This is a genomic window from uncultured Photobacterium sp., assembly GCF_947502415.1.
Lineage (GTDB): Bacteria > Pseudomonadota > Gammaproteobacteria > Enterobacterales > Vibrionaceae > Photobacterium.
On the sequence record NZ_CANMZV010000007.1, the window covers coordinates 197738 to 212202 of the forward strand.

Below are 14465 nucleotides of genomic sequence, written 5' to 3' on the forward strand. Positions count from 1 at the left end.
TGTTGAACGTGGTTATAAGTAAATGAAAAATAATAAATTATCCAAATTGGCATTGCTGGTTACTGCTGCGGTTGTAAGTGGTTGCAGCCAAAGCGAAGCGGGAAGTGCAACCTCCGTGACTGATACAACATCGTATTATCAGCCGGGCGGTATTATGTATTTTTTTGAGTTGGGGCTACCCGAAACCGTTTCCGTGTCACCGGACAGTACGCTTTCACTGTCTCGCTCGCACTTTAAGGACGGCTCGACCAGTCTTGAGTGGCACTATGAGCCCGGTGCGAAGCTGACCTTTTCGGAGCCTGTCGGTTACAAACCGTTTGTTGCCAACGACAGCGACCAGTCGCAAAGTACGTTTTCTGCCTGGATTTATAATCCGGCGGCTCAGGATAGCAAGCTGACATTTGAATTCGGAACGAACGAAAGAGCTGAGGTATCGTTTGATATCAATATGAGTTTTACCGGCTGGCGCCATCTGTTGATTCCGTTTTCCGATATGCAAGGGACTCCCAGCGAAGGGATGAACTATATGCAGATGTCTGTACCTGAAGGAATGGAGGCCGGGCAGATTTATCTTGATCAGGTGATGCTGAGCATCCCGGTTGATCCCCGCTGGCCAACCCGTGATGCGGTTGCACCTTATATTAATACTGAATCTGATACGGCGCCAAACCGTCACTGGCTGGCACTGTATCGTTATCAGACATTCCTTGATGGTGCAAAAGGTGACACCGCCGAGCTGCCTCTTGACCGCCAATCAATCCATACCATCAATCAAAAGCTGGAAGAGTTTGCTTTATCCGCTAAGGCGGCAACACCGGATCTGACTCAACTGCGCAGTCAGTACGGCACCTATGAACTGACCGAGAATGATGGCGTCGTTACCGGCAAGCCATTAAGTAATAAAAACCGCCTGAAAATTTTCCTTGATAAGGGGGTGAATAAAGGTCTGCTCAACGAGGAAGGTTTCGACACTGTCTTTGGTGGAACTGAGATCCGCAACTATGGCGAGTATATGCTGGAACTGGCAAAAGCCATGCGAAGTGATATTCCCCCCCTGGAAAAACATACCTTGGGGGAGATGTATATCAACCTGACCCGCTATGCTCTCGATCAGGGCTTAGCGGCGAGCAGCGGTTTGGGGACCGCCCACCATATGGGCTATAGCTTGCGGGCGCTGTTTCAGGCGCACTTCCTCAGCCGCGATTTGCTGGCTGAAAACCAGCTGCTGGATGAAGTCAGTGAGATGATGTCCTGGTTTTCATTGACTGGCCGGGTTTACCGCCCTGATTCTGAGATGACGAATTTTAATGTTGATGTCATGAATACCCAGCTGCGCGGTATGCTTTACAGTATTTTGATGCAGCCTGATGAGCAGATCAGGGCTGCGCGTCTGGCGCAGTTCAGTTTCTGGTTGTCCCGTTCAATCACTAATTCATATGGCCTCGGCGGCGGCTTTAAGCGCGACGGCTCTATATTCCACCATGCTCAGCACTATCCGGCTTATGGGAAGGGAGCGCTAAACGGGCTGACACCAGTTATCGAAGCGCTGAGCCGTACTAGCTATTCGGTTACCCCGGCTGCCCACGAGGTCGTCAAACACGCTGTTGCTATGACTGAGGTTTACAGTAACGACGCTTTGACTCTGGTATCGGTAAATGGCCGTCATCCTGTCGAGAAACAGGATATCGACCTGTCGCCATTCAGACACATGGCGATGGCGGGCACTCCGGACGGCAAGGCACAGATTGATACTGATATGGCCGGCTCTTATCTGCGCATGTCGAAAAAACAAGATGCTTTTAGCCGTTACCTGAAAAAACAGGGGCTTAGCGCAACAGCAGCGCCGACCGGGCACTGGTCAATGAACTTTGCCAATTTGTCGATTCAGCGACGAGATGGCTGGGTAGCCGCCGTCCGTGGTTTCAGCCGTTATTTGGTAGGCAATGAAAGTTATGCCAATGCCAACCGCTATGGCCGTTATATCAATTATGGCCAGCTGGAAATTATGGGGGCAGATGGCAAGCAGCGGGCATTTAGCCATGACGGTTGGAACTGGAACCGCTGGCCGGGCACAACGGCGGTGCAGCTGCCTTTCAATGAGCTGAGAGCGAAACTGCGCAACGTTGATTCCTTTAGTGGCCTTGAGGAAATGCTGTTTTCGGAGCAAGCCTACTCCGGCTCGCTGAGCCATCAGGACAACGGTATGTTTGCGATGAAGCTGCAAGGTCATCCGAAATATGATGCCTCATTCGGCGCCAACAAATCGGTGTTCTTCTTTGATAATCGGATCGTTTCCCTTGGCAGTAATATTCACACCCGGGATCTGCGTTACCCGACGCAGACAACGCTGTTCCAAAGCGTGCTGCGTGAGGGTGAAGGCAGTGTGAAAGCCAATCGTCAGTCGGTGTCTGAAGCTGACAATCTGACGATTAACCGTGGCATTAAACCGTCGCTACTGGTTGATCCTCAGCACAATGCCTACTTCATTCCCGCCGGTGAAACCGTCAGCCTGAGTGTCGGTGAGCAGCAGTCTGTCAGCCAGAAAGACAGTAAACCAACCCGTGGTCGTTTTGCGACAGCGGTACTGGATCATGGTAAGGCACCGACAGACGGCAAATATGAATATGCGGTACTGGTTGATGCTTCAAAAGCGGAGATCGAGCAGTTTAACCGCCAGTTCAAGTCAAAGCAGAAACCGTACCTGGTTAAAAAGCAGGACAAAAATGCGCATATCGTCTGGGATCGTGCTTCAAACACAACCGCATATGCTTTATTTGAGTCTTCTGCATCCATTGATGACGGGCTTGTTAAGTCAACAGATTCGCCTGTGATGGTAATGGTGACACCGTATAGCAAGCAACTTTCCCTTTCCGTGGTTAATCCTGATTTGAACCTGTATCAGGGTAAGGATCTCAGTCAATACAACGCTCAGGGTGAGCAAAAAGAAGTGAGTATCTATTCCCGCCAGTGGAAGGACAACCGCGCAGCACCTGTTACCACAAAGCTGGTGCTCAAAGGAAAGTGGAAATCCCTTGGCAAACTGCCTGCCGGGGTTGAATTGTCAGCCCGCGCTGATGGCACAACCTTGTTGAATGTGACAACGGTTCGTGCTGAAGGCGTTGATATAGAACTTGGCAAAATTTAATCACGATTGCGAGATAACTGGTCTGTTACCTGATAAGGGTAAGACCCATATGGCAGCCAGATCATTGTCGGTTGGCTGCCGAAAAGGAATTGAACATGTTAGATAAAGTATCTGTTGGCAACAAAACAGCTCTTGCTGCCATGATTGCCCTGCTGCTTTGTGGTGGTGCGGCGGCAAATACCGTGACGGCTGAAGCGAATGCGCAAGCGGCCAAGGTCGAAACAAGCGACGCTGTCGTTCAAGGTGGTGGTGCTACTCAAAACGAAATTATTGAAAATGAAACGCCGAATCCGATGCAGGCTCAAATCATTTCTTTCGAAGAGCAGGCAATGCCTGACTATATTAGCGCATCAGATACATCTGAGTTGATACTGACAGGCAAGCGGGCGGTCAATGGCCAGCAGTCTCTTGCTTGGCTGTGGCAACCGGGTGACAGCGTTAAGATCGATAAGACGTTTCGCTATTACACGCCGAAAGAGGCTTATGCAGCATATGGCCGAAATTCTTCGACCGTTTTTTCTGTCTGGATCTATAACGAAAAACCAAGCGATGGTGAGTTGTATTTCCAGTTTGGCTCAATGGGCGGCAGCAACTTTACGATGAAACTGGACTTTACCGGTTGGCGAACTGCCGGCCTGGCATTCCATCGTGATATGCAGGGCAGTCCATCGTCTGAAATGCAGGGGCTGACGATTACGGCTCAGAATGCTACAGAAGGTGGCAAACTTTACATTGATCGGGCAATGGTCAGTATCGATGATATCCGCTATCAATGGTCAGATTATCAGGTAACGACTCAGTTAGATGAACCTGAAATTGACTATGATTTGCCGGAAACGTTGCCAGAAGTGACCGCTGAGGAGCTGGCAGCACTGGATATGATTAAATCTGCTCTGACAGAGTACTCCATTGGTGATAGCAAGCTTACACAGGAAAAACTTGATGAGCTTCGCGAGCAATACACAAAGTATCACCTGACAAAAAAGGACGGGGTGATCCGTGGGCCGCATATCGTAACTAAAAAGCAGCTGACTATTTACCAGGTCGATGATTTGTCTGAGCAGGATAAGGTGTTGGTTGATGAATATGTAGGGCTGCGTAAATTTACCGAGTTTATGGAAAAAGTGGGCCAGGCATCGCATACCACTGACGATCCTGAAGTGAAACGGGAAATGCAGCAGATGTACTTGTTGATGACTGAGCACTTATTGGATCAGGGTTACCAGAAAGGCAGTAGTTTAGTCACAACACACCACTGGGGTTATGCTTCCCGTAGCTGGTATGCTTCAATGCTGTTGATGGAACAACCTCTGCGTGATGCCGGTTTGCTCAAGCCGCTGCACGAATCATTACTGTGGTATTCGAGGGAGTTCAAAAAGCGCGGTTTTGATATGAAAGTCGGACCGAAAAGCTCGGATATGGACTACTACAATACTTTGTCGCTGGCCCATATTATTATGTTGCTATTGGAAGATAACGATCAGGAACGTGTAGCGTTAATGCACAAATTTGCTTCGTTTATTTCCGGTAACCTGGCACAAACCCCACCGGGCTACGCTGATGGTTTCCGTCCGGACGGCACGGCATTTCGTCACCGCGGTAACTACCCGGGCTATTCATTTGCAGCGTTTCGTTCAGCGTCATATATCGCCTACTTGTTAAGCAATACGCCATATGAGCTGACACAAGTTGCTCGGCAAAATCTGAAAAAGGCTATGTTGGCTGCCCGGGTATACAGTAACCCGAACCCAGGTGTTGGTACTAGTGGGCGCCGTCCCTTCTTTGGTACCTCGCTGGATAAGTTAGTCAAAGGCTATCGTTGGCTGGCATTGGCCGGAACGGAAGGTAAAGATGTTGATCAGGAGCTGGCGGCGGCGTATCTGCGTATTGTCGGTGGCACTGAGAAAGATGGAGCAGACAACTTCGGAATGCCAATTAAGCCGGAATTCCACCCGCAAGGTTCTTATACCTTTAACTATGCGGCAATGGGGATTCACCGTTATCAGGACAAGATGGTAACCATGAAGGGCTGGAACCGTTACGTCTGGTCTGCTGAGATTTATCATGATGCAAACCGTTACGGTCGTTATCAGAGTCATGGCAGTGTTCAAATCCACAAATGGGGTGAGGAAGATAAGTGGGGTTATAGCCAGGAAGGCTGGGACTGGAACCGAGTGCCGGGGGCTACCACGATTCATTTGCCTTGGGAGCAGCTGAATGCGCCAAACAAACATACAACAATGCTAAAGAACAAAGTTCGCTTTAATGGTGCAACGGATCTGAAAGGCCAGTATGGTGCGTTTGGCTTTATTTTGGAGAACCCAAGTAAATGGCCTGATGTAATTGACCCGAGCTTTACGGCTAAGAAGTCGGTCTTTAGTTTTGATAACAGATTGGTGCTGGTGGGAAGCAATATTCACAACAGCAAATCGGATTATGCGACGGAAACAACCCTGTTCCAATATAGTCTGACTGATAAAAACCGCGATATGTGGGTTAATGGCGAGAAAATTACTGCATTCCCTTATGAGCGCAAGCTACAGGCGGGGGATTGGTTGATTGACGGTATGGGGAATGGCTATTACGTGGTGAAAGGCGGAGAGATTAATGTACATCGCCAGAACCAGGAGTCACGCGATAACCAAAAGATGAAGCCGACCTTTGGTGACTTTGCAACTGCCTGGATAGATCACGGAAATGCACCGGATCAAGCTGAATATGAATATATGATTATGCTTGATGCTACGCCGGATAAGATGGCAGAGCTAGCAACTTTGATGTCTGAGCCGAAAACGCGTCCTTACGAGATTATCCGCAAGGATGGCAAGGCGCATGTGGTGCATGACAAGGTATCAGGTGTTACAGGTTATACCGCGTTTGGCTTTGTTCGTATGTCTGATCAATGGGTACGTGCGATCAGTACTTCTTCTGTCGTGATGGTCAAAGGAGAAGGCGAAAAGCTGGAAATGAGCGTAGCCAACCCTGATCTGAATATGGAGAAAAATACATTAAGTCAGATAGTGCCAGTGTCTGTCACTCTGAAGGGAGCCTGGATGCTGTCTGAACCAACGGAGAATGTATTTATTAATCAGAAAGGCTCGAAAACTGTAGTGACGGTGAACTGTAAGGATGGTTTACCGGTACAAATTGATCTGAATAAAGCATAACAAATATAGTTCTATCTCCTGTTTGGCACCCTGTTTAAGAGGGTGCCTTTTTTTATCTCATACCTATCTACTTTCGACATTTTGTTGACATCCTTTTTGTTATACCAAATTGAACGAAAGAAATTGAAACTACCTTTTTTCGAGTATTCGCGTCCTGTCTTTTAAGGTTGTTTTTTGAACTGTCATTTATTGTCATTTTAGATCACAGATTCACTTTCGAAAGCTTTTGAAGGTTTGTCTCTACGGTTATAGTCTTACCGAAATCAAACGAAAGTGAAATTCCTAAGCCTTGTTTCTTTTTGATGCGGGGCTGTTCAAACTTGAAGAGACGGATATGAAATACAGACATAGTACTCTAGCACTCGTTATTGTTACGGCCCTTGCCGGCTGTAACGCTGAAGATAACAAGGAATTAGATAATAAGAATAACAACATCTATGCTCCTGTTGTTAAGGGCGACGTGACCATTCCTGCCTTGCATGTAGGTGAAACCGTATCTGGCATGTATCAATACTTTGATCCTAACCCTCAGCCTCGTCCCGAGGGTAACAGTCAATATGTATGGCTGGATGACCAAGGCGCTGAGCTGGGTACAGAGCAGGCGTTGCAGCTGATCTATGACCACAGCAACCGTAATGTGAAGTTCTGTGTAACACCGATTGCTAAAAGTGGTGTTAATGTTGTTGGTGAGCAAGCTTGTAGTGAACTTAAGCCTGTTAATGAGCCGCTGGGAGAGAAACCTGTTGCCCTGAATGTGGCTGTGAGCGATTCCAGCCCGTCAACGGGTGATACTTTGCAGGGAAGTTATGAATATTCGCATGTTGATGGCCTGAAAGAGGGGGAGTCACAACTGCGTTGGTATGCTGATGATACTGTTCTGGCTGGCGAAGAGGGTGAAACGCTGGCACTGGCTGCAGATAAAACCGAGGGTAAACGCATTAAGTTTTGTGTTACTCCTGAAACCAATGGTAATCCTGCGCTGCAGGGAGTCGAAACCTGCTCTGAATCGACTTCGGCTGTTGCCCCTTCCCAAGGTTTGGCTCCTGTTGCGAATAACCTGGCTATAAATGGTGAACCGTATGTCGGAGCAGCCCTGATTGGTAATTATGAATTTGCTGATGCCGATAATGATCCTGAAGGGACAAGTGAGTACCGTTGGCTTCGTGGAGGCAATGCGATCGCAGGAGCGACACAAAAGAGGTATACCGCAACGGAAGATGATAACGGCGAGATTGTTACGTTCTGTGTTAAGCCGGTATCAGCAACAGGCATACCAAGTGAAGGTACTGAAGTTTGCCAGGCGATGAATGCCGCTATTTCGAAGAAGGTTGAAGCGGCACCGACAGCGACGAATGTCGCTTATTCAACAGCTGGTGATATCCCGGAAGTTGGTGCTGTACTGACTGGCATTTATGAATATCAGCAAGCTGATGAACCGCAATCACCTGAAGGTGAGTCAGCTGCGTTCTGGAAAGTCGATAATGTCCCTCAGGATGATTGTACTGATGTTAAGGCGTGTAATTATACGGTTGGCAATGCTGATTTAGGTAAGGTGCTGCAGTTCTGTGTTAAGCCTCGTACTGTGTTAGGTACACCGGCAGATCAGGCGTTTTGCTCAGCTGATATCAATCCGGTGGGGATCAAGATCAGCGGTGAACTGGAATATGATAAGCAGTTACTTGCGGTTGCCTACGGTTATACCGAAGATCTGAATACAGCAGGACACTGGAAAGTGGATAGTAGTAATCAGAATGGTCCGGCAGATCAGACAAACCTTACGGAGCAGGTTACCGGTAATAGTTATCAGATTGGTGTGCGTAACGGACTGGCATCTGACTACGCCTGGTTCGATGCTCAAACGCCGGCTGATGCCCGGAACTTTATCGGTAAATCGGTTACGTTCTGTTTGGACACTCAATATGGTGAAAAGTGTGTTAATGCAGCTGATTTCACCGAGGTAACCGGTGGTTTGTACTATGATGCGACCAATGCTGCCCTGCGTGGTATTGAACCTGTTCGTGAAGTATCGGTTGGCTCGTCAACCTACCACCGTCCGCTGACAAAAGCTGAGGCTGCACTTAAGGAGCTGGCCAAGTTTGGTGCTGGTATTCCGAATGCTGACAGCCAAGTGGTTATTAATGGTATTGAGTGGGCGTTGTTTACCCATGATAGTGGTGCAGTCTTAGGTGCCTGCCGTAACTTGTATATTAATAATGGTGAGTGGCATCTGCCTCAAGGGTATTTCAGCGACAGCAACGGCCGTTACGCACCAAATGCTTATGTGGACGAAGGTAATAACCCACCGACTAACAGCAAAGAAAGCCTGAAGGTACTGAATGAAACCAAGATCTCTACCAAGAAAGATGATGGTTTTTTGATGAGTCCAGTATTTGGCTGGCCAACAGGAGCCGATGGTAAAGGACTGGAAGCTTATAAGATTACTTACAATACGTCGACTAAGACAATTGACCCAGGAAATAGTCAGTTTGGTAATTACTATGTGATTCGTATGTATGGTGTTGCCAAGTCGAATACCTCTGCCGCAGGTAAACCAGGTGACAATATGTTCATCAGCTGTGTGAAGTAATGTCGTTTCAAGCTAAGTGAAAAACCAGCCGTTAGGCTGGTTTTTTTATGCTTACTATATGGTTTGAGTTAGCAGCAATTGTCCTGCGAACGGCTTTTTTGTCACTGAGTTTTGTTGTGATTAACAGATAAATAAGTGAAAGGTGAGAGCGTAGAGGAGAAGGCGTTAGGAATAACTTATTTGGGATAAGTAGAGGTTTTCGATAGATGTGAAAAAGGAGATGTAAAAAAGGTTTCCTGCCTCAGGACAGGAAACCGATATGTTTAGGTGTAGGCATTAAGGACGCTAGCCGGAACTTCAGCCGGGCGCCAAGGGTCACCCGTATATTCAAGCCATGGCATCAGTTCTTCTTCAATCAGCTTTTCAACCAACGCCGTATTGCTTTCGGCAATGTTAGACATTTGGTAAGGATCTTGTTGGTTGTCATGCAGAACATAAGTTAGTGGTTTGCCAATCTTACGGTCGATCATCAGGGTGTAGCGATCGGTACGGATGCCTCGTCTGCCATAGGACTGTGCACCGTAAGGAATGAAGGTATAGAGCTGTGATGTCGGGCGTTTGTCGCCATCTTTGCCCAATACGGTATTTGCGTAGTTGGTGCCTTCTACGGTATCCGGGATATATTCATCCATTCCCATCAGGCCAAACATTGTCGGATAGATGTCCGGAGCGGAGAACAGGATATCATCCTGACCAGGTTTGATTTTACCCGGCCAGCGGAACATCATCGGGATCCGCATTGCCTCTTCATAGTGAACGTTTTTGGTTGGTTTTCCGTTCGATCCCAGGCAGCAACCGTGATCAGAGAAAAAGATAACTAATGTGTCTTCAGTCAGGTTTAGACGATCCAGCTCATCAATAATACGGCCGAACTGCTCATCCACACCATTGACCATCGCCATATATTCTTTGAAATACTTCGGGCCGTAGCCATCCAGGTATTCTTTATCCCACTGAACATTAGGGCGGGTATTCAGGCTTTCTGACGTTTCCCCGCTGAAGCGGTCGAGATATTTCTGTGGAACCTGATCGTAAGGCGAATGTGGTGGGTTCATCGAAACGACCAGGGTAAACGGCTTATCATTATCGCGGTACTGGCCGTTTTCGTTTCGTAAGTAGTTGATCGCAATATCGGCTTCATGTTCCGGACTCCACTGGTTAATTACCAGCGGTTTGTCACGAGGTGTTTCATTGGTCCAGTACATTGGGGTCAAGTGCTTGTCATAGGTGCCGTAGGAGTACCAGAAGTCAAAGCCGTGGCGGCGATCCGGTGCCGTCCAGTCGTTCCAGTAACGGCCTTCCATCGGGTTGTTATAACTTGGTACAAACGGTGCTTCCGGTGCATCGAGGTGCCATTTGCCGATATAGCCCATGCTGTAGCCTTGGGCTTTCATTATATCTGACCAGGTCTGTGTCTGCTTCTTCAGCTCTATTCCGAAATCCTTGCCGCCAAACTTACCTGGCATTGCCGTATGACTGTTGCCCTGAATACCGTTGCGGTAAGGGTATTGCCCGGTCATCAGCATGCCGCGAAAAGGAGTACAAAGCGGAAAGTTAGAAACAGCCTGTGGTAGTACCGCACTTTGCGTGGCGAATTTGTTGAGGTTAGGCGTTAATGATGGATCCTGATTCATAAATCCGAGTGTATGGGTGCGCATTTCATCAGGGAAGATGATCAGAAGGTTTGGCTTTTTCGTTTGTTGCGCTGAAGTAGGGGGGGCTATTTTCGATGCCAGGGAGCTGCAAGCCGGAGTGGCTGCAACCGCTCCCGTTACGGCAAGTCCTTTGAGCAGATCACGACGAGAGAAAGACATTAATTGTTTCCTTTATTAATATGTTACAATATGCATAAAGACTGTGATGTGGGTATAAAAAGAAAGAGATTTGATTTCTGTTTCTTTTGTTTTGGGTGTCTAATAGCATTATCGTAAATCATCGAAAGTGACGTGGCTACGTCACAGATCACAAAAGTGCTTATATTGTTACAATACCCTTTCAGGTTGAAATATTCTTCTTTTGCTTTGCGATTAGATTTACGATAACTTCTTCCTATAGAAGATATTTACACCGTATTTAGTGAATGATAGCTTTCATTACGCTATTGAGCGAAAGGTTTTGTAAGTATTTGGATAAGACATCAAAAGAATGTGAAAGAGATCGCAAGTTTCACCTCTTCCCGTTGTGCCTTTAATTTTTGATTGTAAGCTAAAAGCGAAACCAAACGAAAGCTTGGTTTCAAAGGAGACTAAACGAAATGAAAAGTGCTGTCGAAAGACGAATGGAAATCGTCAATGTGGTTAACCAAGATGGTAAAGCCCGTGTCGAGGACCTTGCTTCGAGATTTAATGTCTCCAGTGTCACCATTCGTAGTGACCTCAGCTTTTTGGAAAAAAATGGTTATGTCGTTCGCTCTCATGGCGCCGCCATACCAAACACTGGGGTAATTGCAGAGTTAACTGTTCATGAAAAGCGCCGTCAAAATGCAGGCATTAAAACTTTACTTGGACAGGCTGCTTCGAAATTAATCGAAGATGGTGACACCGTCATTCTGGATTCGGGTACTACTACGCGAGAAATCGCCGCCGGCCTTTCAAATGCTGAAAATGTAGTAGTAATGACCAATGGTCTGGATGTGGCTATGGAGTTGTCATCAAAACCAGGTGTTGACGTCTTGATGACTGGTGGTGTACTTCGTAAGAACGCACTGTCTTTTTCAGGTTCGCAAGCTGAGAATAGTTTAAAGAACTACCGGTTCGATAAAGTATTCTTAGGTGTGGACGGTTTTGACCTAAGAGCTGGAATCACAACACATAATGAACAGGAAGCTAGCCTTAACCGTTTGATGTGTGAGATTTCCGAACAAGTGATTGCGATTGCCGACTCAAGTAAGTTTGGTAAACGTAGCTGTCATATGATCCGCGAGTTTGGTCACATTGACACACTGGTCACTGATTCCGGTATTCCTGACGATTATGTCCAGGGATTACGGGATATGAAGGTCAATGTCATTATTGTTGAAAAGACAGACTAGTACCCTCCCTTAGATGTACTAACTCCATAGCAACCTCGCAGATGTTGATTTTGGAGTTAGTACATGAACACCCTTCTCGATATCGTAAAGCGCCATAAGGCGGGTGAACAAAACGGAATTTACTCTGTTTGTTCTGCTCACCCATTCGTGATTGAAGCTGCAATTCTTCAGGCGCTTCACGATGATTCTCCACTGCTGATTGAAGCGACTTCCAACCAAGTTGATCAGTATGGTGGTTATACCGGCATGACGCCGGCTGATTTTCGAAACTTTGTTTTCGATATGGCGGAAGGGCTTAACTTTCCTCTTAGCAACCTGATTCTTGGCGGTGACCACCTAGGTCCTAACCGCTGGCAGGATCTTCCAGCCACCGAAGCAATGACGAAGGCTGACGCTCTGATTGCTGCCTACGTTGCTGCCGGTTTCAAGAAAATTCACCTCGATTGCAGCATGTCCTGTGCTGATGACCCTGTGCCATTGTCTGATGAAGTCGTGGCCGCTCGTGCGGCACGTCTGGCTCGTATTGCAGAAAAAGTCGCTTTTGATACGTTTGGTGTCAGTGATGTTGTCTACGTGATCGGTACTGAAGTGCCGGTTCCGGGTGGTGCCGCTGAAGAGTTGGAAGGTGTTGAGGTGACGTCACCTCAAGCTGCGAAGAAAACTATTCAGTGTCATCAGCAGGCCTTTGAAGCTGAAGGCGTAGCGAATTGCTGGCAGCGTGTGATTGGCTTGGTTGTTCAACCAGGTGTTGAGTTTGACCATACCGGGGTGATTGATTACTGCCCTGAAAAAGCGCAAGACCTGAGTGGTGTTGTTAATAGTTACGACCATCTTCTTTTTGAAGCGCATTCTACCGATTACCAGGCTGATAAAGCTTATCAGGCTCTGGTAAGGGATCATTTCGCTATTTTAAAAGTGGGACCGGCATTAACGTTTGCAATGCGGGAAGCTCTATTTAATTTGTGTGATATTGAAGAAGAAATCACGGCTAAATCTCATTGCTCTAATTTAAAAGAGCAAATTGAAAATCAGATGTTAACTAGCCCTGAGTATTGGCAGAAATATTATCAGGGTGATGAAAGCCAACAACGATTTTCTCGTTGTTATAGCTTCAGTGATCGCATCAGGTATTACTGGCCAGATAAAAATATCACAGAATCACAAAATAAGTTATTTAGTAATTTATCGCGTTCCGGCATGCCATTGCCGTTAATTAGTCAGTATTTACCCGAGCAATTTGCTGCCGTCAGAAATGGTGAATTAAAAGCAACACCTAAAGCTTTTGTCATTGACAAAATTCAGCATGTACTTCGCATTTATGCGAAGGCTTGTACTCTTTCAAAATAATCAAGGATACCCCCATGGAACAACATTTAGGTTTTGCCGAGAATGATCTCGAAAGCTTAAAAGCTTTCTGGACAGCAAAAGAAATTGAACAACAACCTAGCTGCTGGAAAAAAACCTACGCGATTATTGATGAGTGCCGCCCTGCAGTTAATGCTTTTATGGAATCTGTATTGGCGCATCCCGAGTTGCGAATTGTTTTGACCGGTGCGGGCACATCTGCGTTTGCCGGTCGTGCACTGGCACCAGCCTTAACCAAGGTGACAGGCTGTCGCGTTGAAGCTATTGCATCGACAGATATTGTTTCTAACCCGTATCAGTATTTTGCTGAAGATATTCCTACCTTGGTGATTTCTTTTGCCCGCTCAGGGAATAGCCCGGAAAGTGTGGCAGCTGTTGAACTTGCAAATCAGTGTCTTAGAAATTGCTATCACCTGATCCTGACTTGTAACAGCAAAGGTGAACTTTATCAGCGTTGCAGCAGTGACAAGCGCTCTTTCGCCTTGTTGATGCCGGAAGAAACTAACGATAAGTCGTTTGCGATGACTTCAAGTTTCTCGTCAATGATGGTGGCTGCATTTTCAGTTTTCGCTAATGGAAATGAACTTTCGAAAGGTATCGAAAGATTTTGTAAGTGTTCTGAGGCATTGATCAAAGAAATTAATTCTCCAATCAGTACTATGTCACAACGGGATGCGAACCGAGTTATCTATTTGGGGAGCGGATGTTTTCAGGGCCTGGCACAGGAGTCTGCATTAAAACTATTAGAATTAACTGCTGGTAAAGTTGTTGCTTGTTTTGATTCTCCTTTAGGTTTCCGTCACGGGCCAAAGTCTATTGTTGATGATGAAACAATTATCGTTGTTTATATTTCAAATGATCCATATACCCGTAAATATGATTTGGATTTATTGAAAGAATTACGTCGAGACAATATTGCTAATTATGTTGTTGCAGTTACTGCCAAAAAAGATGAAGTAATAACTGAGGGTGAATATATTTTAATTGACAATATGGAGTCAGCTTCCGATGTTGAATTGCTGTTCCCATATATGTTGATTGCTCAATTATATGCATTTCATCGTTCATTAGTATTAGGTAATACACCAGATAACCCATGTCCGACAGGTGAAGTTAACAGGGTTGTTCAGGGCGTTACCATCCATAAATTTAATAATTAAAAAAAGGTTT

7 protein-coding genes are annotated in these 14465 nt (G+C 46.5%); 6 read left to right on the top strand and 1 reads right to left on the bottom strand.

Annotated features, from left to right (window positions below):
• Positions 1-22 precede the first annotated feature (22 nt).
• From Q0852_RS09940 to Q0852_RS09950, 3 genes are all read left to right on the top strand, one after another.
• Positions 23-3145, top strand: coding sequence for a chondroitinase family polysaccharide lyase (locus Q0852_RS09940; RefSeq protein ID WP_299017819.1), 3123 nt, complete (start codon positions 23-25; stop codon positions 3143-3145).
• 95 nt (positions 3146-3240) lie between these two features.
• The gene (locus Q0852_RS09945; RefSeq protein ID WP_299017823.1) at positions 3241-6312 is read left to right on the top strand and encodes a chondroitinase family polysaccharide lyase; all 3072 of its coding nucleotides are present in this window, start codon (positions 3241-3243) and stop codon (positions 6310-6312) included.
• A gap of 334 nt (positions 6313-6646) precedes the next feature.
• Positions 6647-8899, top strand: coding sequence for a hypothetical protein (locus tag Q0852_RS09950; protein ID WP_299017828.1), 2253 nt, complete (start codon positions 6647-6649; stop codon positions 8897-8899).
• Positions 8900-9162: 263 nt separating this feature from the next.
• On the opposite strand, the gene Q0852_RS09955 is transcribed toward Q0852_RS09950, so the two are convergent.
• Positions 9163-10713, bottom strand: coding sequence for a sulfatase-like hydrolase/transferase (locus Q0852_RS09955; RefSeq protein ID WP_299017831.1), 1551 nt, complete (start codon positions 10711-10713; stop codon positions 9163-9165).
• Between the two features lie 440 nt (positions 10714-11153).
• On the opposite strand from Q0852_RS09955, the gene agaR reads away from it, so the two are divergent.
• The 3 genes from agaR (at position 11154) to Q0852_RS09970 (ending at position 14455) form a co-directional block, all read left to right on the top strand.
• Positions 11154-11930 (top strand): transcriptional repressor AgaR, encoded by a 777-nt coding sequence (gene agaR / locus Q0852_RS09960; protein ID WP_299017834.1) that lies wholly within the window; start codon positions 11154-11156, stop codon positions 11928-11930.
• A gap of 63 nt (positions 11931-11993) precedes the next feature.
• The gene (gene kbaZ / locus Q0852_RS09965) at positions 11994-13277 is read left to right on the top strand and encodes a tagatose-bisphosphate aldolase subunit KbaZ (protein ID WP_299017837.1); all 1284 of its coding nucleotides are present in this window, start codon (positions 11994-11996) and stop codon (positions 13275-13277) included.
• Between the two features lie 14 nt (positions 13278-13291).
• Entirely contained in the window at positions 13292-14455 is a 1164-nt protein-coding gene (locus tag Q0852_RS09970; RefSeq protein ID WP_299017904.1) for an SIS domain-containing protein, read from the top strand.
• Positions 14456-14465 lie beyond the last annotated feature (10 nt).